The 24,162-nt window shown below is 43.6% G+C and carries 27 protein-coding genes and 2 pseudogenes; 11 read left to right on the top strand and 18 right to left on the bottom strand.

The genetic code is table 11. The features are described from left to right. Nucleotides 1–29: 29 nt before the first annotated feature. Together ACEYW6_RS11925 and ACEYW6_RS11920 are read left to right on the top strand one after the other, a co-directional pair. Nucleotides 30–632 (top strand): hypothetical protein, encoded by a 603-nt coding sequence (locus tag ACEYW6_RS11925; protein WP_412979856.1) that lies wholly within the window; start codon nt 30–32, stop codon nt 630–632. 82 nt (nt 633–714) lie between these two features. Continuing rightward, nucleotides 715–1,422, top strand: coding sequence for a class I SAM-dependent methyltransferase (locus ACEYW6_RS11920; RefSeq protein ID WP_412979855.1), 708 nt, complete (start codon nt 715–717; stop codon nt 1,420–1,422). A 28-nt stretch (nt 1,423–1,450) separates the two neighbouring features. Here the strand turns inward: ACEYW6_RS11920 and ACEYW6_RS11915 are convergent, their stop codons facing one another. Then, nucleotides 1,451–4,003 (bottom strand): penicillin acylase family protein, encoded by a 2,553-nt coding sequence (locus ACEYW6_RS11915; RefSeq protein ID WP_412979854.1) that lies wholly within the window; start codon nt 4,001–4,003, stop codon nt 1,451–1,453. Between the two features lie 164 nt (nt 4,004–4,167). Between ACEYW6_RS11915 and ACEYW6_RS11910 the strand changes: the two genes are divergently transcribed. The 4 genes from ACEYW6_RS11910 (at nt 4,168) to ACEYW6_RS11895 (ending at nt 7,884) form a co-directional block, all read left to right on the top strand. Continuing rightward, entirely contained in the window at nt 4,168–4,908 is a 741-nt protein-coding gene (locus tag ACEYW6_RS11910) for an RNA methyltransferase (protein ID WP_190892406.1), read from the top strand. 170 nt (nt 4,909–5,078) lie between these two features. Further along, nucleotides 5,079–6,653: a serine hydrolase gene (locus ACEYW6_RS11905; RefSeq protein ID WP_412979853.1), complete on the top strand. Its 1,575-nt coding sequence runs from the start codon at nt 5,079–5,081 to the stop codon at nt 6,651–6,653. Between the two features lie 85 nt (nt 6,654–6,738). Beyond that, a complete protein-coding gene (locus tag ACEYW6_RS11900) occupies nt 6,739–7,248 on the top strand; it encodes a MarR family winged helix-turn-helix transcriptional regulator (protein WP_412979852.1) in 510 nt (169 codons plus the stop codon). Between the two features lie 102 nt (nt 7,249–7,350). Beyond that, entirely contained in the window at nt 7,351–7,884 is a 534-nt protein-coding gene (locus ACEYW6_RS11895) for a hypothetical protein (protein WP_412979851.1), read from the top strand. Nucleotides 7,885–7,955: 71 nt separating this feature from the next. On the opposite strand, the pseudogene ACEYW6_RS11890 reads toward ACEYW6_RS11895, so the two are convergent. From ACEYW6_RS11890 to ACEYW6_RS11870, 5 genes and pseudogenes are all read right to left on the bottom strand, one after another. Beyond that, nucleotides 7,956–8,405: pseudogene (locus ACEYW6_RS11890) on the bottom strand (DNA-processing protein DprA); the annotation flags it as partial. A gap of 74 nt (nt 8,406–8,479) precedes the next feature. After that, a complete protein-coding gene (locus tag ACEYW6_RS11885; RefSeq protein ID WP_412979850.1) occupies nt 8,480–9,055 on the bottom strand; it encodes a hypothetical protein in 576 nt (191 codons plus the stop codon). Between the two features lie 130 nt (nt 9,056–9,185). Continuing rightward, nucleotides 9,186–9,419 (bottom strand): hypothetical protein, encoded by a 234-nt coding sequence (locus tag ACEYW6_RS11880; RefSeq protein ID WP_412979849.1) that lies wholly within the window; start codon nt 9,417–9,419, stop codon nt 9,186–9,188. Beyond that, a complete protein-coding gene (locus ACEYW6_RS11875) occupies nt 9,416–9,946 on the bottom strand; it encodes a hypothetical protein (protein WP_412979848.1) in 531 nt (176 codons plus the stop codon). The genes ACEYW6_RS11880 and ACEYW6_RS11875 overlap by 4 nt, the downstream gene beginning before the upstream one ends. Then, complete coding sequence (locus ACEYW6_RS11870; protein WP_412979847.1) at nt 9,939–10,190, bottom strand: hypothetical protein; 252 nt, start codon at nt 10,188–10,190, stop codon at nt 9,939–9,941. The genes ACEYW6_RS11875 and ACEYW6_RS11870 overlap by 8 nt, the downstream gene beginning before the upstream one ends. A 111-nt stretch (nt 10,191–10,301) precedes the next feature. Here ACEYW6_RS11870 and ACEYW6_RS11865 point away from each other — a divergent pair, with 111 nt between their 5' ends. Then, on the top strand, nt 10,302–10,952 hold the full coding sequence (locus tag ACEYW6_RS11865; RefSeq protein ID WP_412979846.1) for a hypothetical protein: 651 nt from the start codon (nt 10,302–10,304) through the stop codon (nt 10,950–10,952). Nucleotides 10,953–11,280: 328 nt separating this feature from the next. Continuing rightward, nucleotides 11,281–11,745, top strand: coding sequence for a hypothetical protein (locus ACEYW6_RS11860; protein WP_412979845.1), 465 nt, complete (start codon nt 11,281–11,283; stop codon nt 11,743–11,745). A gap of 54 nt (nt 11,746–11,799) precedes the next feature. On the opposite strand, the gene ACEYW6_RS11855 is transcribed toward ACEYW6_RS11860, so the two are convergent. The 8 genes and pseudogenes from ACEYW6_RS11855 to dprA all read right to left on the bottom strand — a co-directional run. Further along, nucleotides 11,800–12,057 (bottom strand): hypothetical protein, encoded by a 258-nt coding sequence (locus ACEYW6_RS11855; RefSeq protein WP_412979844.1) that lies wholly within the window; start codon nt 12,055–12,057, stop codon nt 11,800–11,802. Between the two features lie 17 nt (nt 12,058–12,074). Continuing rightward, nucleotides 12,075–12,317, bottom strand: a complete 243-nt coding sequence (locus ACEYW6_RS11850; protein WP_412979843.1) for a hypothetical protein — start codon at nt 12,315–12,317, stop codon at nt 12,075–12,077. A 55-nt stretch (nt 12,318–12,372) separates the two neighbouring features. Then, nucleotides 12,373–12,783, bottom strand: a complete 411-nt coding sequence (locus tag ACEYW6_RS11845) for a hypothetical protein (protein ID WP_412979842.1) — start codon at nt 12,781–12,783, stop codon at nt 12,373–12,375. Nucleotides 12,784–13,441: 658 nt separating this feature from the next. Further along, the gene (locus ACEYW6_RS11840) at nt 13,442–15,004 is read right to left on the bottom strand and encodes a VapE domain-containing protein (protein WP_412979841.1); all 1,563 of its coding nucleotides are present in this window, start codon (nt 15,002–15,004) and stop codon (nt 13,442–13,444) included. A gap of 84 nt (nt 15,005–15,088) precedes the next feature. Continuing rightward, entirely contained in the window at nt 15,089–15,244 is a 156-nt protein-coding gene (locus ACEYW6_RS11835) for a CopG family transcriptional regulator (RefSeq protein WP_412979840.1), read from the bottom strand. Nucleotides 15,245–15,406: 162 nt separating this feature from the next. After that, on the bottom strand, nt 15,407–15,667 hold the full coding sequence (locus tag ACEYW6_RS11830; protein WP_412979839.1) for a toxin-antitoxin system HicB family antitoxin: 261 nt from the start codon (nt 15,665–15,667) through the stop codon (nt 15,407–15,409). A gap of 466 nt (nt 15,668–16,133) precedes the next feature. Continuing rightward, nucleotides 16,134–17,243 (bottom strand): tyrosine-type recombinase/integrase, encoded by a 1,110-nt coding sequence (locus ACEYW6_RS11825; protein ID WP_412979838.1) that lies wholly within the window; start codon nt 17,241–17,243, stop codon nt 16,134–16,136. Nucleotides 17,244–17,297: 54 nt separating this feature from the next. Then, nucleotides 17,298–18,020, bottom strand: a pseudogene (gene dprA / locus ACEYW6_RS11820) (DNA-processing protein DprA); the annotation flags it as partial. Between the two features lie 202 nt (nt 18,021–18,222). On the opposite strand from dprA, the gene ACEYW6_RS11815 reads away from it, so the two are divergent. Next, nucleotides 18,223–19,359 carry an alpha/beta hydrolase gene (locus ACEYW6_RS11815; RefSeq protein WP_412979837.1) on the top strand — a complete coding sequence of 379 codons (1,137 nt, stop codon included), beginning with the start codon at nt 18,223–18,225 and terminating at the stop codon, nt 19,357–19,359. Nucleotides 19,360–19,485: 126 nt separating this feature from the next. Here ACEYW6_RS11815 and ACEYW6_RS11810 read toward each other — a convergent pair whose 3' ends face one another. From ACEYW6_RS11810 to ACEYW6_RS11800, 3 genes are all read right to left on the bottom strand, one after another. Beyond that, nucleotides 19,486–20,175 carry a YdcF family protein gene (locus tag ACEYW6_RS11810; RefSeq protein ID WP_412979836.1) on the bottom strand — a complete coding sequence of 230 codons (690 nt, stop codon included), beginning with the start codon at nt 20,173–20,175 and terminating at the stop codon, nt 19,486–19,488. Next, on the bottom strand, nt 20,175–20,831 hold the full coding sequence (locus ACEYW6_RS11805; protein WP_412979835.1) for a DUF2301 domain-containing membrane protein: 657 nt from the start codon (nt 20,829–20,831) through the stop codon (nt 20,175–20,177). The genes ACEYW6_RS11810 and ACEYW6_RS11805 overlap by 1 nt, the downstream gene beginning before the upstream one ends. A gap of 522 nt (nt 20,832–21,353) precedes the next feature. Further along, on the bottom strand, nt 21,354–21,572 hold the full coding sequence (locus ACEYW6_RS11800) for a hypothetical protein (protein WP_412979834.1): 219 nt from the start codon (nt 21,570–21,572) through the stop codon (nt 21,354–21,356). Between the two features lie 155 nt (nt 21,573–21,727). Here ACEYW6_RS11800 and ACEYW6_RS11795 point away from each other — a divergent pair, with 155 nt between their 5' ends. Further along, nucleotides 21,728–23,515: a hypothetical protein gene (locus ACEYW6_RS11795; RefSeq protein ID WP_412979833.1), complete on the top strand. Its 1,788-nt coding sequence runs from the start codon at nt 21,728–21,730 to the stop codon at nt 23,513–23,515. On the opposite strand, the gene ACEYW6_RS11790 is transcribed toward ACEYW6_RS11795, so the two are convergent. Next, complete coding sequence (locus tag ACEYW6_RS11790; protein ID WP_412979832.1) at nt 23,502–23,678, bottom strand: hypothetical protein; 177 nt, start codon at nt 23,676–23,678, stop codon at nt 23,502–23,504. The genes ACEYW6_RS11795 and ACEYW6_RS11790 overlap by 14 nt on opposite strands. A gap of 250 nt (nt 23,679–23,928) precedes the next feature. Between ACEYW6_RS11790 and ACEYW6_RS11785 the strand changes: the two genes are divergently transcribed. Next, a partial coding sequence (locus ACEYW6_RS11785) for a hypothetical protein (RefSeq protein ID WP_412979831.1) occupies nt 23,929–24,162 on the top strand: 234 nt, incomplete at its 3' end.

The raw sequence follows: 24,162 nt of genomic DNA, 5'->3' as shown, positions 1-24,162 counted from the left end.
GAGAAACAAATACTAATGGAGAATAAACGATGAAAACTGCAACAGCAATTGCAACTGCTTTGACACTACTTAGTCTAAGCACTGTTCCAGCCTTAGCTGCTACAGCTACTAAATACCAAATCAAGGGGCAGAATGCTTACGCCTCTTTTTACCAATCTGATGATTGTAGTTATACCTACGTATCTGTTTATGGTTTTGACAGTGCTACTAAAAGTGGGTCTGGCGCTCCTATTTCTCAAACAGGGGGTTACTTAGACTATTCAAGCTATAATTACTGTACCGGAGCGCAGTTTTATGGTAGTGGTTTTAGTGAAAACATTCCCTTCACAAGTAATAAGCTCAACTCAGCTACTTTGAATGGCACTTTCACAGTTTACGATTACTATTCGGAGACTTCCAAAACTGCAACAGTGAATTTAACGTGGACGGGTACAGGTGATACCTACCGTGGCAAATCCAATAGCCGCTATCAAGGGCCTGGCTACTCATCAATTTATCGCTCTAGTGGTTCCTCTCGTGATGCACAGGTTTCAGGCACTGTTACCTTAGATGGTACAAATTTGATTGCAAATATGACCAGCTCTGGTAGTCTCAGTACGTCAAGCAATGGTTCTCTGGAGATTATCAAGTAGTAGGCTCTAGTGTGATAGGGGAAACACTTCGTATTTGGGTTTGACTCGACAAGAAGTGTTTTCCCATATTAAAAATTAAATAATGAATATTCAAGAAGCTTTTAATTCTGCCGCAGTAGATTACGATAACCTACGTCGGATCTTAATTCCCTGTTTTGATGACTTTTACAAAACAGCCGTTGAAATCATATCAAGCGATGTCTACGACGGGCTACACCTACGCACTATACGGCTGAAGGTTCTGGATTTAGGTGCTGGTACTGGACTTTACTCAGGTATGGTGCAGTCCGTCTTTCCTAATGCAGAGTTCACCTTGCTGGACTTAGCCCCTGAGATGTTAGAGAAAGCTAAGTTGAGATTTAGCAAAATGGGTAAATCTCCCAAAATCTTAATTGGTGACTATATTGAGACTGATTTAGGTGATTCATATAATCTGATAATCTCTGCCTTATCGATTCATCATCTGTCAGATTTTGACAAAGAACTTCTTTATCAACGGATTTATGATGTCCTCAATCCTGGAGGAATGTTTGTCAACGCCGATCAAGTTATGGGTAAAACCCATGATTTAGAAAAACTTTACCGTCAACACTGGCTAGATTCTGTCCGCGCTAAGGGGATCTCAGAGGAGAATCTTAAAGCTGCACAAAAACGCATGGAATACGATCGCATGGCAACCCTTGATATTCAACTTCGCTGGCTAGAAGCGGCTGGGTTTCAAAATGTTGATTGCTGGTACAAAAATTTTAGCTTTGCTGTTTTTGGTGGTTATCGACCGACTAATTTGTAATTCGTAATTCGTAATTCGTAATTGCCCTTTACTCTGCCAATTTTGGAATTAACTTCAATGTCGCAGTAGTGTTATTTGTAACATTTTTTTGTTCCCACAGCATTGGGTGGTATTCAATTTTGCGCCAAGAGTCAACCATGTCATTGTAGTGGTTATGGAAGGCATGGCCTGACTGTCCAGGGGTGTGAATAGCGACTGAGTTATCCAAATTTCCCAAATCTACAATCATCCGCAGTGAAGGAATATCAGTTACCTCAAAGGATTTATTTGCTCTCCAGCGGTTAGCATTCACTGTTTCGCCGTTACCAGCTGTAGCAAAAGCACCACGATTAAATAAAGCTTCAATCGGTGCAACCCCAGATTTACCCAGGGTGGCATTACGAAAAGTCACAGTGTGTAGTTTGCCCCAATTCCAGTTTTTCGGGTCTTTGCTTTGAATACGTTCTAGTTCATCCACAGCCTTTGTAAAAGATTGCCGCAGGATTTGGTCGCGGTTCTCAACTTCTGGGGTGTTGCGATTATCCCACCAAGAACTATTGGGCTGTTTTACCAGATTTGCTACCACAGCATACCAGCGATCGCCTCCATTCGGAAAGTACCTTTCAGGCAACTGATCGTGAAACGTATCTGCTAGCAAGTGTTTCCAGAATACTTCAAATAGGGCAGCAACAGGCGATGTCATTCCCAACTGCAAATTCCAATCTTGTAGAAGTTTTTGGGCTGCTTGCAAGCGGGGTGTGTCAACAGTGATAGATTGCAGTAGCGGTACTAATGTTTGTGCATTGAGATTGCGATCGTCACCCTGTATCTGCTGTACATCTTCCAGGGAAATAGGTTCGGTTTGTTGTGAAATCATCTCAACGATGCGCTGTGCCCGATAGCCATAAACCCAGTCTGCGGTAATCAAGTAAGGATATTCACGCATAACTAAATTATTGGCAGTAGCAATATAACCTTGAGATGGATTGAAACTTTTGGGTAACTGCTCAAAGTCAATATAGCCTTGCCACTCATATTCATCCGTCCAACCAGGAATGGGATAACGTCCATTTCCCTTGGCTCGGATAGGGAATTTCCCAGGCATTTGGTAGCCAATATTGCCATCAACGTCAGCGTAGACTAAGTTTTGCGCGGGGACATCATAGTTACTGGCAGCAGTGCGGAATTCCTGCCAGTTTTGGGCGCGATTGATTTGGGGAATGGCATACCCTAATTTGGAAGGTTCTAGGGCTGTCCAGCGCAGTGCTACAGCGTAGTTTTGCGGTACTTCTAAGGGCTGACTTGGCTGGAATTGCTTCAGATTAGGCGAAACATCAGAGAGAATCGGGCCATGTCGGGTATAATGCACTGTTTGCACAATCGGCTGACTTCCCGCGACTTGAATCGTCTCTTGCACGAGTTTCATATCAACCCATTTGCCATTTACCTGATACTGATTGGGGTTGTTTGGATTGAGTTTCTCAATGTATAAATCCATTACATCAGATAGCACATTGGTAACACCCCAGGCAATGCGATCGCTATGACCGATAACTACCCCAATCATTCCCGCAAAGGAAAAGCCAGTAACGTTGTAAGGACATTCTGCACTCTTAGATGTACAGTGCAAACCAACCTCGTACCATATAGAGGGTATTTGTACACCTAAGTGGGGGTCATTTGCCAAAATTGGCTTACCTGTAACCGTGCGCTGACCGGATATTACCCAGTTATTAGAACCAATACCGATTCCCGTGGGGCCGATGAGTTGTTCTAAAGCCATGATCGGCTTGGTAATTGACTCTATTACCTCCTCAATACCAAAGGTGGTAAATGTTGTCTCATCAGGATTTTCATCCTCTCCTGTTTTCCTTTTTGCGAACTCAGGTAAAATCGCTGGCAAGTCTTGAGGATACGGTGGATAAAGTTCTTCTACTTGAGCAGGAGTAAGGGTTTTAAGCAGGATGGCACGTTCAATTTCGCTCTGGAAATTTGTACCCAAATCGTAAGCCATCACCTTGCCCCAAGTCAGAGAATGCAGTATTTGCCAAGGTTCTGGCTTATACCCAGGATTGAGGAATTTTAGCACAGCGTATTCTAGACTTAGGACGCTGCCTTGATGCTCTGCAAGATAAGCATTGACACCATCGGCATAAGCTTCCAGGTATGCCTTCATCTCTGCATTAATTTCTTGAATTTCTTGTTGGGCCACCCTTGCCCAACCCATTGTCCGCAGATATCTGTCAGTATCAACCTGAGAGGAACCAAACATTTCTGAGAGTCGCCCAGAGCCGATGTGTCGCCAAAAATCCATTTGCCAAAAACGGTCTTGGGCGTGGATATAACCTTGCGCCATAAATAAATCGTGAGAGTTGGCAGCATAAATGTGGGGAATTCCCCATTTATCGCGCTGGACGGTTACTTTAGCTTTGAGTTCAGGTAGTTGAATTGTGCCACTTTCTTGAGCAAAGGATTGGCGCACAGTGTAAGTGGCGAATCCCGCTAATAATAGCCCCAGCACTAACAGCACAATTAAAGTTCTTTTGATAATCCGAGGAAACCAACGTTTCCTAAAGCTTTTTATTTGGGCTGGCTGTGGCATTGTTGAGTGAAATCACGCGATGTTACAACGTTGATATTACATCAGAGCTAACACAGGCATTCACCTACACAGCTAAAATGATTTCAAGGAAACTCTTCAGCAGAACCACAACGCTGAGAATTAGCCTGTAAATATTATCTGGTGCGATCGCAGGAGGCAAAAAAATGGGCTTGGCTGGATTAAGAATTGTGTTGGTAGAACCAGCAGGGCCGATAAATATCGGCGCGATCGCCAGGGTAATGAAAAATTTCGGGCTATATAATTTAGTATTAGTGAACCCCCAATGCGATCCGCTATCGACGGAAGCTTTGATGATGGCTGTTCATGCTCAGGAAATTATAGAATCTGCGGTATTAGTGCCGACATTACCAGAAGCATTGCATGGATGTGTACGAGCGATCGCTACTACTGGTCGCGTTCGGAGTTGGGAAACACCCTTAGAAAACCCCCGCACTGCACTACCCTGGCTGCTGGAGGAACCAGAAGAACCCGCGGCACTAATTTTTGGCAGGGAAGACCGGGGATTAAGCAATGAAGAATTAAATTATGCACAGCGGTTTGTTGGCATTCCCACGAGTCCAGATTATGTAGCCCTGAATTTGGCTACCGCCGTAGCAATCTGCTGTTATGAATTGTCACAATGTGCCCAGCAACCTAAGACTCAAACCTTAACCCAAACTGAACTTGCACCCTTAGATGTTGTAGAAGGATACTATCAGCAATTAGAATCATTATTATTAAAAATTGGCTATGTATATCCCCATACGGCAGCTAGTCGCATGGAAAAATTCCGCCAACTATATAATCGCGCTCACCTGAAAACAGGGGAAGTGTACATGCTGCGAGGGATTTTACAGCAAGTAGAATGGGCCCTTAAAAACCAGAGGGATGGTGAAAAATTGTAATTATTCGTTTAATATGTACGCAATCATCCCCCAAAATATTTAATATGGCTTAAACTAAACACAAAAATGCTACTTAGTGGCAAAGTGGAATTTGAGTATTAATATTGCTTAAATAAGTTTTGGGTTAGGAGTCTGCAAGAAAACAGTCAAGTGGGTCACAAGGAGTAACTGTGTCAGAGTCAAGTGACGAACTAACAGCTTTCTCGCGGCGTCAACCCTTAAATGGCCGCCAGCGTCCACAAAAGGTTCAAAAAGTGGCGCAGAAGAAAGTGAAAGTTAAGAGCCAGCAGCAGCAAGGTGCCACTGGCAGAGAAGCGGCGTTAGCACGCCCAAAAAATCGCATCAGTCCTCCCCCAACCCCTGGCGCTACACGCAGGGTAAAATCGGGGTTAGTCATGCCAACGGCAGTAAAATCAATACCTACTGGGAAGGGAAAAATTCCTCCCTTTCGACCAGGTGCTGTGATGGTGAAAACAGTGCGGATGGAAAAGCCAAAAATAGGCAGGCGTTCATCGCGGAAGACGCGGTTAAAGCCAATGGCCAAAACTTTGTTGTATGTTGTGCGGTTGTTGATTGTGGGTGTTGGGATGGGTGCAATTGTTGGCACCGCATTGTCAGTATTAGACCCGGCTAATCGCATCAGCACAACTTCTGCGCCGCAATCTAATAGTAATGTGGCGAATGTAGCGCGATCGCAGCCGCAACCTACCCAAACTCCCCCAGTTGCAGCTTCGAGTATGTACTTATCCCAGGAAATTAGCGCTTTGAAAAATGCCGTACAAAATTTGGCGGCGACCAACCCAAATCTTACACCCGGAGTTTTCTTGGTAGATTTAGATACTGGTAATTATGTAGATGTCAATGGCTCTACCAGTTTTCCGGCGGCTAGCACAATTAAGGTGCCGATTTTAATTGCCTTTTTCCAGGATGTGGACGCAGGGAAAATTCGCCTGGATGAAATGCTGACCATGCAACAGGATATGGTTGCTGGCGGTTCTGGAAATCTGCAATACAAATCAGCCGGAACCCAGTACGCCGCTCTGGAAGTCGCCACAAAAATGGTTACAATTAGCGACAACACGGCGACAAATATGCTGATTGCCCGACTGGGAGGAATAGAGGCTTTAAACCAGCGTTTCCGAAACTGGGGATTGACAAACACAATAATTCGTAATCAACTCCCAGATTTGCAAGGGACAAATACCACTACTCCCAAAGAATTGGGGAATTTGATGGCTATTGTGAGTCAGGGAAATTTAGTGAGTATGCCATCACGCGATTTAATGCTCGATATCTTGCGTCGCACTCAGAGAAACACTCTGCTACCATCTGGTTTGGGAACAGGCGCGAGAGTATATCACAAAACGGGCGATATTGGTACTATGCTGGCAGATGCAGGTTTAGTTGTTGTTCCAACTGGCAAGCGCTACGTAGCAGCTGTCATGGTACAACGCCCCAATAATGACCCTCGTGCCGAAAAATTAATTAGCTCAATTTCTCGTGCTGCTTACGAAGAGTTTAGCCAAAATGCTGTTACACCCAACAGTATAAGCACTACACCTGCAAACGGTTATCAGCCCCAGGGTGTGAGTCCAGCTTTACCAAACAATACAACAGGCACCGTACCTATGAACGTTTATCAGCCTCCTGTTGTCAGTCCTGTACCTAACGGTATGGGAAGTACAGTACCCCCAAACGGTTATCAATCTCCAGTGATGAATCCGCAGTATTATCCCCCAAGATAAATTAGAATTTTTAAATGTAGAGTTGCCACAGCAAGTTTTACTAAGGCAGCATATAGTAAGCTAGTCAACTAATGCTTGCAAATTCATGTTTGTTTCTCCTGAAGTCCCACCAAAGTACGAGCTAGAGGAACTTGCCACACAGTTCCCTGAGTTAAACATTTCCGCAGTGGAGACTTGTTTAGCCTTTTTGAAAACTACAGCCCTTGTTTATGCCGCATTGGATGCCCATTTAGCTCGCCATCAGCTGTCTATGGGTAAATTTACAGTTGTCATGCAATTATTCCGAGCAAATGGTCAGCACTTAACACCTTCAGAATGTGCTGAACGTTCTGGTGTAACTCGTGGAACTATAACTGGATTATTAGACGGTTTGGAACGGGATGGATGGGTGAAGCGACAACCACACCCAGAAGATAGACGCCGTTTAATCGTGCAATTGACCGAGCAAGGGCAACAGAATTTGACAAATATGCTGCCAGATCATTTTTGTCGAACTACTGGACTGATAGCTCATCTAAGCCTGACTGAGCAGAAGACGCTGATACAACTCTTGTCTAAGCTACAGGCAGGAGTACCAGCGATGCGAGATTTTTAGTTTAAATAGGTAAATACCTTTGAAGTTAGGAAATTTTATCCTATTATAATAAGGAGCCATATTATATGGTAGCTAATTAACTTTGCTAAATCTGGAGACTTTATGCCCAAACTCAACGTTAAACAGAAAAACTGGTTACTCTCTGCTCATGTCGCTTCTGGTAGCATTTGGTTTGGATCTGCTCTATGTATGGTTGCGATCGCGTTAAAGAATGCCAATATTACCAATGGTGACGAACTGTATGCAATTAACACAACCTTGAAATTGCTTGATGATTTTGTAGTTATTCCCTCTGCAAACCTATCTTTATTAACAGGAGGACTCCTCTGTTGGCTCACCGTTTGGGGATTCTTCAAACATTACTGGGTAATTGTCAAATGGATTGCCACAGTTACTTTGATTGTGGTAGGAACTATATGGCTAGGCCCGTGGGTTAATGCGGTGACAGGTATTTCAGATGTGGCACGGGAGCAAGCATTGAACAATCCATTGTACATGTTTGACTTGAATGGAGTCCTGATTGGTGGTGCAATTCAAACTCTCTGTATACTTGGCATCATCGGCATTTCAGTCATCAAACCTTGGGGTAGAAGAGTGGTGAAAGCTCCAGAGACATCTACCTCATCAAGCAGCTAGAAAAATCGAAAGTGCGATCGCCACTAGCTTTTTGTTTCTAAAAGCTAAACTATACTGTTATCTTTTAATTCTTAACTTTTTTGATACCGCATTCCTGGTAACTGCGAAACTAAACCCATAAGTTCCAACTGTAACAACGCACCGGAAACTGCACCAGCAGCCATGCTGGTTTGTTGAACAATAAAATCGAAGGGTAAAGCTTCACTTGCGAGTGCATCCATAACCGTTTGCAATTCTGGCGATAAAGTTGGCATTAACTGTTCTGGTGCTGTGGAAGCCTCGACTGCATCAATTTGTGGTATTGCTCCTAGCATTGTTAACAGTTCATCTAATTCTTTAAGGATGAAAGAAGCTCCCTGATTCAGTAACTTTAAGCACCCTTGGGATGGGTGATCGTCCACTCTTCCAGGCAGTGCATAGACATCTCTGCCAAATTCATTTGCGTAGGTAGCAGTAATTAAGGCACCAGATTTTAAGGGTGCTTCCATTACAAGGATGGCGCGGCTTAAACCTGCAATAATCCAAAGCCTCTGGCTTCTATAAGGCTTCTAGGGGTGTTTATAGTCCCCAGTGTAGCCAGAGGATAGCCAGAGAGTCAACTAGTAGTCTTTATGAAGTCTAACCAAGTGTCCAGGGGTCTAAACAGATGCCTTGGTATTCCATATGATAGCTCTTGGGATTTGACTCTTAACCAGCTTGTCTCTCTGGTTAGCCTATCCGCTTCAGTTACCCTGGCTTCTCCTGTGTTGCGATCGATGGCAACTACAAAGTGAACAGGGAACCTGTAGCGCTCCCATCGGCTTGCAATACCGCCTACCAGTATGTTATGGTTTTCAAAGATGCCTGATTTGGACTTAACCTCTAAGTTGTAACCAGCCCCCTTGTGAATAACTCGGATATCTCGCTGGTACTTTGGGTATAAGTCTTGGGCTAGCTTAGACTGACTCCGCGATCGCCAGTTATCCGGGTCAGGCTTCCAACTCCCATAAACCGATCGGTATGTCATGTACTGGTCTGGCTGGTAAACCCGGTCTAACCCTTGAGTACCTAAATACTCAGTTAGGCTATTCTCCCATGAGTTACCACAGGCTAGCCTAGCCTCAAAAGAGGCTAGGTGATAACTGCTGTCTTTTCTTTCCCCATTAGGAGAAAGATGTGCTATAATGGTCATAGTATTGTTGATAAAGATTTATTGATAGCTCCCTTGGTACTGGTCATACCTTGGGAGCTTTGGCTGTTCTGGTTGGTCTTGGGCTTAAAATCGAAATATTTCCCAGGCTATCGAAACATTTCGACAAAGGTTACATCAGGCGGTCTTGGTATTGGTTTTCTATCCCTTGGGTGTCTTGGGTAGCCTGATTAGGTCTGGCGCGTCTAGGGTTGGATGATGCCTTGATAACCCTGCGTTGTCCTTGTTTACCCTCAAGGACTTTGATAAGTCTCTTTTGCTGGGCCGGGGTCAATAGGTTAAATATTTTCCTTTGGTCAGCATTCAGGTTGAACTTGGCAAATATTCGGCTTCTGTTGATAATCATTGTTGTTCCTCTGTTTGGTATTTGATATCCTGTCCGGTCATGTCCCGTTCTGGTAACCCTAGTTGTGCCTCAAGTGAACCGAGGTTGATACTGACTGAGATGTTAGTTTCTGGTAGAGTTTCCCGATCCATCCTGTCTCTTACCAGTGCCCTGGCTAACTCCCCCATTTCCTTAAGCATCCTAGCTACCCTCAGATTATTAGAGTCTCTAAACTGGGCAGCTAAGGAATCAACAGCCTCTAGAGCGATCGCCAGTAACCTCTCTTGTCTGTCATCGGTGGTCAAACCATCGGCTGAGACATTTGTGGTTAGCCTAGGGGCTACCGGGTTACTCTGGGGTACTGTGCGTTGCAGGGGCTTTGAATGCTTCTTGTGGGAATATATCTGCTGAGGGGTTACATGGATACCCTGAGTTATCAAATAATCGACTAATGCGGTTGCTGGCAGGCCTAGCCTGACTTTATCCTCAAAGCTTTGCCTAGCCTCAGCATTAAGCGAACAGATGGGACAGTTGGTCTTTCTAACCATTGGTCTTAACCTCCTTAATAGCCTCTACAAGGGCATCCAGACCAACTAAAAAATCATTAGAATCTACTGATGCCAAATAGGTTAAGCATTCCCCATAGGCGCGTCTAGTACCCTCTGTCATCTGATTATTTTCCAATATCCCCCTAACTACCTCTGACATGGGTTGTTTTGACTTATCTGCCAAGTCAGCCAAGTAGTTGTATGTGTCTTCCTCGATCCGAAATGATAATGCCTTAGTCTTCATTTTTATTGCCCCATTTAACCTTACATTGTCAATACCTCTTTCGGCGTTTCAGGGACTTTTGTACTTGACATTCTTATTAGTAGAAGACCAAATAATCTAAGGACTAATAAAATGGCTAATGACAGTTTTGTGAACCAACTAAAACAGCAAGCGAAAGAAGCTGCTGATAAAGCAATACAAGCTATGAAGGAAGCTGAGGCGGCTCAGAAAGCTATTGATGATGCTGATAACTTTAAGAAAATCTCAGCGCTTAAAACCTTACATGTATTACAGGATGCGGTTGAAAAACTAATCAAGCATGGTTTACTAAACCTTGACCGGGCTGAGGTATATCTTACTAAATACATCTTGGTTTATGGTCGGGAAAAAACCATCAATGAATACTTGAGACTCGGAGCGCTTCTGCTAACTCAGGAAAACTTCGGAGTTGAGTCTACAACAGCCCGATATGGTAATAAAGGACTTCTGTGGCATGGTAAGAGTTATGAAAGCGCTGAGGCTCTTTATGCCGCCGTGCAAGATGTTATTGGCGATGACCCATTAGAACATGTCCAATGGATTTATAGCATTCTGGATTCGGTCTTTTCAAATGATCCGAGCGCTATAGTCTATGCTTGTTCTACTCCAGAAAGATTTGAGGCTTATGCTAATCTTTACCAGAGGGAAGTTAGAGAAGCTAAGGAACCGTTGTCAGTCCCTGATTTATCTCAGATAACTACTGATGATGCCTTTCTCCTCTCATCATTTTTCGGTCAGTTCTAAGCGTTCAGTAAGTCATAGTTTAGCCCGGTAGGTCTTGGTTAACTTACCGGGCTTTTCTTATGGGGCAACTAATGAACTGAGGGATTGCCGATTATCTCCGGTTATCTCCTGTTATCTCTGATTATCTCCTGTTTGACCCAGTAATAAGCGAACTGAGAAGTGATGGTTATCTAGGGTGCTTATGTTTCTAATATAACAATAAAGATACATAGCCTTGACCCTTGATGCCCCTGAGAATAGATTAAGGAAGTAATATTAAATACATTAAATGATAGACAGATACATATATTTTATTGAGAAGCATCTTAGAGCAATAGGGGTTGTGGGGGTGCTAGTTATATCCCTTGTTGCGGTTCAAACAGGTACACATAGAACAGAACAACCCCGGATAGATGAACAAGCTCAAATCCAAACCCCGGTAGGTGATTTAGATAATGATGGGGATGATGAACCCTTTGATAGAAGCCAATGTAAGGTTTATGTGGCTGGTATTGTTGCGGGTGCTATTGTTCATCAGTTTAAGACTACCAGTAACACCCCGGCTTATGTAATGGTTACTAATCGGGATGAAGTAGTGCGAATCTTTGAGAATAAAAACATCTATCTATGGAAGACTAGGCAAGACTTCCAAAATACCGAGTATACAGAACTTGTACAAGTATTGCCCCCTGAAAGTGTACAAGAGTTAAATGAGCTGATATCTATTTACCCCTATGTGGCAATGGGGACAGAAGAGATGGCTAGGTCAGCCCAGCCTACTCTGTTTGATTCAAATAAGTGTAGTGTGGATTGATTAGTTGATTAAATACCTGTGATGTTGATTAAGTGATCGCTAGGTGGTTACTGGTTAGTGTTCAAAACTACTTATGCGTTTAGTAAGCGCTTTCATGTTGGGATGATATTCAACCAGATTAACCCAGAAGCCATAAAGAGGATGATGGTTTAGTTCTTTGAAAGACCAACCCTGTTTTTTAAGATTAGCCATGTCCTGATAGGGTGTAGACCATCTATCAGCTATAGCTTGGCAAAACTCAGGGTAGAAGAAATCAAACCAGTTATCCCCTAAATAGCCTACCAATAAATCTTGGAAATCCTCAGCAGTCATAATAATATCCCCTATGGTTATTTATTGCCCTTTGGCTTATCCGCGTTGGTATCAAAGGTAGGTATTGGATTAATACCCTCGGCGTTTTGGGCGATCGCTTGCTTGATTAGTACCCTCAGCAGTAGATTAACTGGCAGCCCTAGACTATCCGCTAGTTTCTTCAATCCCTGCTTATCCTTGTGGTTAAGTCTGAGGTTAATCGCCTCATCCTTGTGGTCATAGGAGCCATAGTTTAAAGTCTCCAGTGCAAGCGCTTGCATCTGTTTAGTATTTCCCTTTGCCATATTAGTTAGTATAAAATAGTTGATTAAGTACTTAGGCTACATCTAGGGTTACCCAGTCAGCGTCTGCTAGTATCTGGGGTTGCTTCTTAGTCTCTGGTTTAGCTGTGCGTTTAGGGTTGAAAACTTCCATCCCATTGAATACCCCTGTAGCCTTGCGGTATTTCTCTTGCTTCAGCTTGGTAGCCTCTTGACCGGAGGTAACAACTTCGGCTTGATATTCGGGCAACTCATGGCCTACAAGTGCGTCCGGTGCTTTCTGGGTAGCTATCCGGTAGAACTTACCTTTCTTGTCTTGCGCCAAATAGAGATACTTACCAGAGGTCTTACCCTTATTAGACAAACCTAATGCCGCTATTATCTCAGCGTTGTTAGCTGACTTAGGGCGCTCTCTGAGATATCGGAGTGTATATTCAAGATTGGGTTTGTCTACTGGGTTAGTCATAAATCCTCTATTTGTACCTTTAACCTTATTCTGTCAACCTAACCATATACCTTCTATAACTACCATTATACAATAGTTTGAGGCTATTGTGTGCCTTTGGGTTAACCCATAATGAACTATTTAGTTATTTGAATATCTTATAAGTTATGGATTAATACCCTGATTTACTTATAGTGTATTTATTGATGCGTTTATGGGATACCTTAAGCCCCGGTGGTTGTCTTAGGCGATACTAGAGGGGGCTAAGGGTCGGTTAGGTGATCGCTGGGTGATTTAGTCTTTAGTATTTCCCGGTTACCTCCCTAGTTACCTCTGGTTACCTCTACTAGTAACCGCTAGAACCTTTATGGAGCTTAGGTTGTAGCCTATGGGTTACCTAGTTACCTCATATTTGGCAAACAAAACCCCTATAGTATTTCTGTACACCCTATTTTAGAGAAAATAGAGGTAACCAGGTAACCGGAAGGCTGTAATGCTTACCCCCTATACATCCTAGCGGTTACCAGCAAGGTAACTTTGGAGTAACCAGAGGTAACCGGGAGGTAACTGGGAGGTCAATAGAGTAAAAGCACTCCTGTTTAAGCGCATTAAAGCGGGTAGGACAAATAAATACCCCTAATGGTAGGGGCATTGCTGGGGGTTAGTTAACTGCTAGTATTTATCTGTAACCTTTTTCAGGGGTATCTTTGTCGAGATGAGTCCAAACTCTGCGCTCTAGGTCAAACTTGCCGGGGTATGTGTCAGTGTTAGATGCACTGGTTAACTTCCAAAGCTTTTCAGCCTTGCCTAGTACCTTGATGGACTTTTGCTCATAACCAAGTTGTTTCAAGCTAGCGATAACTGCTGCCTTGTGTCTGCCATGAGCATCCCCCTGAAGCCCCATTGCATACATAATATCTACTGCTTTGAAAGCAACGGCTAACTTACCATCAAGTGTAGCCTTTTCCAAGACTGTTTCTAGTTGCTCATTCCAGCTACCCTCAACCATGTAATCCCGGTTCCTGACCTCTGATGCAACTTGGCTATCTTCTGACAAGTCGGTAGGATGCCCATTGAGTAACTTATGGTAAGCAGTAGCCCATAGTTGATCTACATTTTCATCTAACCAAGCTAGGGGTAACTTCCAATCATCCGCCAAATCAACTACCCAGAATCTTTTGTTACCAGTATCATCTACTAAGAACTGGGACTTATTAGTTGTCCCCATAAACACAGTAGTTCTAGGGTTAATAGCCATTTCATCGGCTTCCTTATACTTGGGGACATATTTATCAACTGTGGTAGACAACTGTTGCTTAAGGATGCTAGCATCTCTACCTTTGAACAGGCGATCGCATTCGGCTAGTTCCATAATCCAAGTCCTGCTACACTGGCGAACAAAGTCCATCTCAGAAGTACCAGAGGGTAACTCAGTTCCCCAGTGTTTAGCTAACTTAGAAACAAATGCTGATTTACCCGCGTCTTGGCTACCCTTAAGGATTATGGTTCTCTTGTTATAACAGCCAGGGTTAATACCCCGCTTGGCAGCCCCAACTAACCAAGTGGTAATCATCTCTTGGGTTAACAAGTCATCAGTACCAAATAGCACTTTGCCTAAGCTGTCCCATTCTGGTAGTAGGTCAACTGTAGTATTCATAAATGACCCATTTCTTTGCCCTGGGATTAATAGGGTAATACCGTTTTCTACTACCTCAAAAACCTCTTCAGTCTTGCTATATTGGCGCAAGCAACTATCTAGATATTGCTTAACTGGCTTAACCTGCCTAGTCTCTAGAAATAGGTCTAGCTGTCTATCATAGAATCCTTCGGATGTTCGGGGTCTAGCTAGTTCAAGTATTTGCTCTAACTTACCTACTAGCTTACCAACTGTAGTAGACTTACCCTCATAGTAGACAGTACCCGCCCAAGCATCCTGGGTTAACTTAAACTCTCCATTTCTGTGATAAGCCCCATAAGTAGCCGCAAACACTTCCCAGAAAGCATAAGCCTTTTCATCGGCGCTTTGAATATAAAACTTAGCTGCCTTTTTTGCATTAATCACATCACCCCGCCCCTTATAATCTGAGTGGGATGTGTCCGCCCCGCTAGATACTGGGGGTTGCAAGATATCAAAAGCCCTTACTAAATCTAAGGCTGCTTTTCTATTATCCTGGCTATTTGCATCAGCATCAAATCTTGACTGAGTATTGGAAAGTGTGTTATCATCGGTGGTATAAGACATTTTTGAATCCTTGGGCATTAGCCCTGTGTTTTGTTTACTTTGAATCTTTGGTTTCTTAGGGTAACTAGCTGGTAACTGGTTGCCCTATTTGGTTTCTATGGTTTGTTTAGCCAGATAATCTCTCAATGCTTCTCTGACTATCTGAGCGATTGAGCTTTCCCGATCGGCTGCCAGCTTCTCAATCTGTACCTTAGTCTCTTCAGTGAACCGCATTGAGAACTTAGCTGTTGTCTTAATCATTTCCCTGTCCCTATTTGTCTGCTTTCTCTTAGAATGTCAAGTCTGGTTAGTTAACAGTAGAATCAGGGTTCTAGCCTCTGGGTAATCTTGTAAACCTTAAGGAATCCTAAAGATATTTAAATCTATGTCTTTAGGAATAGGTATAAATGCTCTGCGCCTCTATTACCAAGTGCCTAGAGGATTACCACAATGCTCGGCTAATATTTTGAACTGTTTTTGTAATCTATCTACCTGTGCCTGAAGATCCGCAAGGGTAGTTGTGGCGGGTGCTGGGTACTCATAAGCTTGATCTCCTAACTGCGCGGCTATGGCATCGATAATAAACTGATGCTTACTGATACCTAGTTGTTGCGCTTGTGCCTTTACTTGGCTGTCTAGTTCTTCAGGAAGTCTTAGGTTAAATGCTTGAAAACTGCTAGCCATAATGGTTTTACCTTTGTTGCTTTGTTACTACTATCATATCATACCCTTAGATAAATGCCAAGGGGTTGTGGTATCTTATTTAACAGGGTTAACCCTTTCTTAGGTGATTTGGTATTTTAGGCTGGCTGATAATACCCTTGGAAATCTGAAATCTTCTCTGTCAGACTAATGAGAATCCTAAGACTCTAATGAGAATCCATAGGGCGTACTGGGGGGTAACATCTGTCTTAGTATCTCTATCTCTTTTAAGGAAAGTTCACAAGATACTAAGACATCAAGCTAATACCCCCACATCTCCAGCGCTAGCCAGGAATCCATATGCAACGCCGGGGCGACTAAGGGACATAAAAATACCCCCTGGAAAGGTTAACCAGAGGGCTGTGATCTATATAACCATTAGACAAAGTTCAGTTAAAAATAGGGTTTTTATAAAACTTACAGTTACCTCTACTTAGTCAGATATACCCTAAAACTCTGGTAGGACTATGGATCGACTAATGCCTGCGTAATGTTCTGTTATGACCCTTGGGCTGTTACCTACTACCCTAGCCACCTCAGCAGTAGTTAACCCGGATTCAAGCATCCTGGTAATAGCTGTATGCCGGGTATTGTAAGCAGGTCGGTAGCGCTCTACTAACCCTTGTTCAATCAGTTGGGTAATCTTAGGTCGCCAGTGGTATAAAAGGAAGTTATGGTTATTTATGACACAGCCCTCTAAGCTGGTAAATACCTGATCGGTAGGCTGCCCCCTGGTTAACTTTTGGAGTAACTGTGATAACTGATTGTTACAGGGTACTACCCTGGACTTCTTAGTTTTAGTTGGCTTCCTGGCCCTTAGCTCAAGGTAATAAGTAGCATTAATGGTAACTGAAGAGTAATCAGTAGCTACCTGTTTCCATTGGAGCGCGATCGCTTCCCCAGTTCTACAGCCAGTTAAAAACAGGAAGTGTACAAAGTTCTCATAATGGCTACCCTGAAATAACTGGAGTATCCCTAACATCTCTGCGGTGGTAAATGGGTCAATGTTGTGCCCCTTAGTTACCTTGATACCCTTTGATAATCCGGTAAACCTATGGGTATTTAGTAGTCCTTGGGACATGGCCCAATCCATACAGGCGCTTAAGTGTATTAGTACCTGCCTAGCTGTGCTGGCTGGCTTATGCTTTACTAACCAGTATTTAACCGCCTCGGCATCATCAGGGGATTGATGGGGTATTAGGGCGATTAATCTTTTCCAGGTCCCCTCATAGACCTTGTGATGGGTGGATAGGGCAACAGAGGCTTTTTTATGGTCACTGAAGCGCTGCCAGAGTTCAACTAGGGTTAACTGGGGTATTAGTTCTGACTGGTTAGTTACCTTATGTTTGGTTAGGTTGAACTTACCTCTGGCTATTTCATCCTCTATGTCCCAAGCTAGCCTCTGGGCTTGTTTGTAACCCTCCTGGCTATCAATAGATAACCCGGTGGAAATGTACCGATTAGATCCATCTGCGATCGCTCTGGGTAATCTTAGGCGATATTTACCAGAGCGCTGTTCTATACCGACTTTGCCAACTTTTTTACTATCTTTTGTCATTGTAGCCAGAGCGTAGCCAGAAGCCCTGGAAACCCTATAGAATGGTTGGCATCATCCAGATTTTAAGGGTGCTTCCATTACAAGGATGGCGCGGCTTAAACCTGCAATAATCCGATTACGACGGGGAAAATGCGTGCGATCGGGTGGGGTTTTTGTAGGGTACTCACTTACGACTAACCCAGCCGTCAAAATCTGCTTGTACAAATCCCGATTTTTATGCGGATAGATGACATCTACACCGGTTCCTAAAACTGCGATCGTGCGTCCACCTGCTTTCATGGCGGCGATGTGGCTTTCTGTGTCAATTCCCTCTGCCATACCAGAAACAACTGTAAAGCCATTTTTAGCCAAAGCTGTACTAATTTGGCGAGTCCAACGGATACCGTATTCTGAGGGTTGGCGTGTTCCGACAATCCCAACCATCGGTTTTTGTCCAAGATTTTCTTGGAGTTCGACTTCACCGCGATAGTACAAAATCGGCGGTGGACTCGGAGTTTCCAGCAGTAAGCGGGGATAATCTGCATCTGCTGGTGTCCAGAAATGGGAATTTTCCTGCTGGTGCTTGGTGAATAGTTGTTCTGGGTGCAAACGCGATCGCTGTTGTACTACTTTTTCTAGTGTCTGAAAACCAAAACCCTCCACTTCTGCTAACTCTACCTTAGTAGCGTTCCAAGCAGTTGCTAACGTGCCAAAATGCTGTTGCAGCCGCCTCAGTAACACCGGGCCAATTCCCGAAATTTGCGCCCAAGCTAGCCAATATGCGCCTTCTTCTACCACGGTTTCATCCTCACGCCTACTGGTTTGAGTATTCCCAAATTGGGCTTGGCTGTTGAGAGGGATGGGGGCAATGCTGTTCGGTTAAGGCAAGAGACGCGATGAATCGCCGTCTCTACAAAGACCTCTTTCCCAATTCCCCTTGACTTTTGACACTTGACTCTTGACTATTAACTATTGACTATCTATCTTCTTATCTTCTGTGATGAAATATTTCTATCGTTTTTTAATAAGCCTATCTGGGTGCTTAATATTTTTACTGTTGCACAGTGGCCTTGGTTTGTTGCCTAGTTTGGCCGCTGAGAAAGTTACTGTCAGATATGGATTGTTTGAGCAATCGATCCCTGTGGCAGATATACGCAACTATGACAAGACGCAAAAGGCTTCTGCCGATCTGCAATCTTTCCTAGATTACCTCAGTGCTAAAGAGAAACAGAAGTTTCAAGATGCTCTTCAGGTAAAAATGTCTCTTAATATTGTGGCTTTAGATAAGCTGCTAAATACAGGAATGGGCAAGCAAATTTTATCTTTTGCATCCCAAGCGATCGCCCGTCGCGATCAAGCCAGTATACAAGCCCTACGATCTGCTATTATCATCGGAGCAAGATCACCAGAAGGTCTAGGATTAATCAGCTTTTTAGAAGCATATCCTAGTAATCAATTAGTTGTTGATGTGTCAAAAATTTCTAAGCTAGTTGGACTGGCAAATTCTTCTTCTGGTTCTGCCGATGCACCTCCAAAGGATAATGTAAGTTCTTCACCCTTAGGAAAAATTGCACTGCAATATCAAACACTTGCTGCCCAAGATAAACAGTTTTCAGGTTGCTTATTTGGCGATTCTATTTCGGCTGGGCTTGGTAATACTCTTGGTGAGGGCACTTTCAATTTTGGATTAAATGGATTGAGTACAATCTCATTACTAGAACAACTGAAAAGTTTAATTCCTACCAAGGTAAAATGCGAAAAAGCTATTATTGCCGTAGGTGGAAATGATGCTTGGTATGGAATTAGTGATGAGTTGTTTACTAAAAATCTGCAAGAAGCGATCGCACTTATCCGTACAATGGGAAATAAAGAGATTTTTCTCATTCCGGCTTTTTATTCAACAGTTGCAGCAAGCTCAGATCCAACTGTAGCAGCCTCACTTTCTAGAGTTGAACAAATTAATGCTCTGATTAATCAAGTTGCTGAAATAGAAAAAGTACCAGTTGCAGCAGCAGGACTAGCACCATTGTATGAGAATAATGCTCTTAAAGAGAATTTAACGAGTGATGGCGACCATCTGAACGCAGAAGGACTTAAAATTTACAGACAAGCATTATTACAAATCTTGGAAAAGTAATATGATGTTTGTCTAATTGCCTATAGTAAAAGCACTTGATACCACCGAAATTACTTTATCTAGCACAATTCATAATTCGTAACTCAAAATTACGAATTACGAATTACGAATTACGAATTATCACTTCTAGGCTTTCCAATTCAAAAACCGCGCATAAATATAAGCTATGCCTTCATCAATAATTGTCCGTACACCTTGGCTATAATCCCACCATTTGTCTGGATCATAATCTTGTGTTTTGGCAGCAATCGCACCAACTTTGATGTTAGGAGTAAGGAGTTTTTTGAACAGCAACCAACTTCTACGGGTGTGAACGTCCAAGGAAAAAACATTAATTGATTGTAGATTTAAATTTGAATCAGATAGCCAGCGATTAAATTCGGCAGCAGATGCATAACTACGATCCTTAATTACCACAGGTGTTGGAACAGCTACCACCTTCTCTGATTCTAAACCGAGTTTTTTGAAGGTAGCGGCTGACACTTCTGCAAAGTTCTTGTATTCACTAAGATAATTTCCTTTTTCTATTGAGCCTCCGGTGGTAATTACTAGACGATAAGAACCGTTTTTAAATTCAGTCAAAGCTTCTTGTATGGCATAATCTGGTAGCCATCCTTCAACAACCAATACTTCTGCTGATTTAATAGGGGAAGTCACGGCGAGAAATGAGTGTACATGAGTAATAGTGAAAAAAATTAAATAAGCAATCAAAGCGATTGCAATCGCCCACCCCTGAGCCGTAAGTGTCCACATTTCTTGGCGTTTTATTAGTTTGATTTTTGGAAATTTTTGACGCCGACGTTTTTTTGTCTGCATTAACCCTTAGCTAAACGTTGTTCTTTCAAGTAGGTAAAGACAGACTTATCTCCAATATCAGCAGGAATTACTTGCACTGTCTTTCGCAGGGCAAAGACTAAAAACAACGTTGCCCAAATTCCTAATAAAATACTTTCCACCTGAGTTGGTAAAATTCCCACCAAATGTCCTAACAACAGTAGCGGTACTATTAGGGTTAATACTTTGGTTTCCAGGCGATTGAAGCAAAAAGCCTCTTTAAAATAAATACCTGTCAAAGCAACGAAGATAAAACCAACTCCAAATAAGGTAAGAGGCTGATTGTAAACAGTGAGAGCCAAAGGTTCACTACTAGAGATTGCCAAAATCACTGATGCTATACTACCGATCGCCCAAAAAATTTGCAACATTCGGTGCAGCGATGCCATGTAGATATGAATGGTAAATAAACTTACACCAAGAGCGAGACTAAAACAAGTATATAGTGGTGTAATTGCGGTAGAAACAGCTTGGTTATTGTTGAGCAAAACCAAAGCGCTGCCTATGGCAAAGCTTAGTGCTGCTACCATTAACCCAGCGCGATAGATAATTACGCCAGTGCGATCGCTTGGAGTAATTGTAAATTCCCCAAACTGGCCTTGATAAACTTCTGGTGGAGGTAGTGTTTGCGTAGTCATAGTTAAAAATATAGTTATGATTTACTAATAGAGTACAACGAGAAATTGCTGAAGAGTTACTTTTATTATTATGGGCAATCAGACGAACTTAGTGTCACAATCCCTAAACTCTTAAGCCATTTTTGTAGTATTAGTTGTCTTGAAAGACACTGTAGCTGATGAATTATCTCTATCATTTGACCGGATTTCCTTGGAGAGCGAAAGACATCACAACTAGTAAAACACGGCGTAAATCCAGCTCCCATCTCAATTAACTATACTAACAAGAGGCAAAATTTCCTTGTTAAAGGTAGATAAACTTCCGTTACAGTCTACTAGTAATTAGAAATGGTTTGTATACTCTCTAGTTTAACTGAGGACTTGATTCTAAAATTAGACTTTAGTTGTAGCCAGTAGGTATTGACAAATTTTGGTTTTGGTGTATGTCAAGCTTTAGCAATCAGATAACCCCATAGTTTAGTTGATATAAAGAAGATGAGATGAGCGATGGCGCAAGCGCCCACCGTAGGTGATCGCATTTGTCTAAATAATTACAAAAGTGTAGACGCTTCCTCGGTTTGTTGTCAGATATAGCTCTTTGTGGATGAGGATGTGCGATCGCTTAACAAAATAATTTACACTTAAGTCGATAGCGATCGCAATTAGACAAAGTGTATAATTTGCTTCAAAAATACGCCTTGTGATATCCAAGGTAGAGTGAGATGAGCGATCGCATAATTGGGCGTAAGAAATCAGCCGCATCTACTTTTACGAATCCTTCCCTTGCCTCACAAGATACTCCGACACTAGCGAATCCAATCCGCGGCTTTGGTTCACAAATCAATACTAATGTGCCCCAAACAGTAACTGAGATAGCACCAGACCTTCAAGAGGCGCAATCTGCGGATGAGCAATCCTTGGCGCTCAAAGAAAAGCCCCTTAGTCACGACATTAGTAGCATACCGTTGCGTCGTCCACAGGCAAAACTCACGGTTGGAGAACCAGGAGACCAGTATGAGCAAGAAGCTGAGATGATGGCAAATCAAGTCATGTCGATGCCTGATTCTGCTCTGCAACGGGAGATTTTACCAAAAGAACAGACTCAAAGTGATATTTACTTTGGGTCAGGTAAGTCACCAGGGAATAATGAGTTAACTCATGTAGTGCAGCAGAAGGGGTATAGTATCCAGCGCGATCAGGCCGAAGACCTGCGGGATTTCGCCGACTTTGGTGAGCAAGACCAACGTGAGCAGATGCAGCAGCAACCACCGCCAGCGATGCAGGTCAACAATATCTCAGACGGAAGCGCTGCACAAAGCAAAATGACCGAGATCGAAGGGTACCGCCAGAACATGCAGAACGGCGGGCGCACTGGTACCGTCTCCGGGGACGAAATCTCCGCCAATGAAACAGCGATCGCGGCGCTATCGGACTACCTTGTCAATATCGGTGAGCAGGGCCGGACGCTCTCAACCTTTCAGCAACAGTTGCAGCAAGTCCGATTAGACTATGGTCGCGTTGAAGGGCAGATGATTCACCTTGAAGCTATGGGGGTCGTAGATCCTAACCAGTCAGCGTCCTACCGTGCCGAGCAGATTGTCGGTGCGGCCACTGGTGCTAGAAGTGCTCAGGAGTCGGCAGGGGGAGTCAGAGGCAACGCTGAAACAATGCGTTTAGATGTACAGCAGAATCACGACACCCTGATACAGAAAGGCAACGATTTCAATGCTGCTCAGGGTAATGCTAGGCAAGCTGTACACGAGCTGAATTCTGCATTGAGTAACCTTAACTCCGGCATCATCCCACGCGAGGCGAACCCGGAATTAGCTGCCCAGCGGAGCGCCATCTCGGCCAGGGTCTCGACAATGCAGAGCCGACTGTCAACCGGACTAAAGGTGTTGTCAGCAATCGGCGGTGCAGCAGGTATGGGTACAGCAGCAACGGCGGCTGCCAGTAATACCTTGGGTCAAGGGTTGACTAGTTTGGGGCAGCAGGCACTGGGCACCATAAGCCCGGATTCTATCGCCACAGCAATCAGCCAAGAGTGGTACCGTGAGGAAACCAACCAGATTGAGTCCCAGATCGCTCAGGCAAATGCCCAGACTCGCGAGGCCGCGATCAGCGTCAATGTATCCCAGCTGCGCGGGGCGCAAACGGCGATGTTCAACGCGCTACAGATCCTTGAAGCCAAAATGAGAGAGTATCTACAGGCTCGCGACACACTACGCAACTCGCTAGACCAGTTAGGCGCTGCTGCCGACCGTCAGAGAGGCGGACAAGGTTACTCAATCATCGCAGGTTTGCTGGGCGATGTAGATGTGCTCACCGTGCAAATCGACACCACCATCGGATTGGGACGAACGGAAGAGGAGGCAGCCGGACATGCTACCCAAGCACGAGAGCGAGTCGAGGGCAGGCGCAACCAGAAGTCGGGTCAGCGTGAGGGTGGTGTCACCTACTACATCCCCTATCAGACCTTCCAGCTTGCCAACTTTGGACGCTCAGGTGGGCTTGTGTACAAAGCATCACCGAACCAAATCTACTTCATCACTGCGGGGCGGATACCTGGCAGCGCATACGGTGGGCAGGGAGCCGCGAATCCGATCGTTCACCAGACAATAGAGGAGCTACAGCAGATGCGTCAGACGGTACAGGGTATGCGCTCTGTGCTATCGAACTCGTTGGGTCTAACTATGCAGCGCTAACGCTAGTGCCTAACCGTGTAACACATCGTTGCGATCGCTCTTGATATTTTAAATAGAGAGCAATCAAGTTTTTCGGCAAAAATCGGGAGAGCAGATCGCTTTTAGAGAGAATGACGATTTCATGAGCAACTATTGTTAGTATTGGCTGATAATTTGTCATCACACTAAAGATTGCCCCTCAAAAAATTATTTAGTTACCACAGAAGAAACTGTAGTTATAAACGTTCAAGTTCTTATAAGTTACGCTTAAGTTTTTATTAATAGAGCTTAAGCTGTGGTTACAAACGTTAACTATCCCTCAAGGTTAGGCGAGATAATTTATACTTAAGTCGATAGCGATCGCAATTAGACAAATTGTATGATGTGTGTTATCAACAATGCCTTGGTTTAGCTATAAATGAAGGAAGGGTGACATGAGCAATGATGGACGACAAGCTCCTGGGCGTCTACGCATAGTTCAGCACCAGAAAGCAGGTATATCAACTTTTATAAATCCGTCCCTTGCCACCCGTGACAGGTTAAGTAAAAGTGCATTTTGTCAATCAGCTAAAATACTCAAAAGCCAGTTAGTGAAAATGATAATCGTAGTGAGAGGTTGGGAAGGAGGCGAGCGTCGCTCGCCTCCTTACCCAGTATTTGATTATCAT

It is taken from the genome of Nostoc sp. UIC 10607 (assembly GCF_047228265.1).
GTDB classification, from domain to species: domain Bacteria; phylum Cyanobacteriota; class Cyanobacteriia; order Cyanobacteriales; family Nostocaceae; genus Nostoc; species Nostoc foliaceum_A.
The sequence above is the reverse complement of the archived record's forward strand: the minus strand, read 5'-3'. Positions and strand labels throughout refer to the sequence as shown.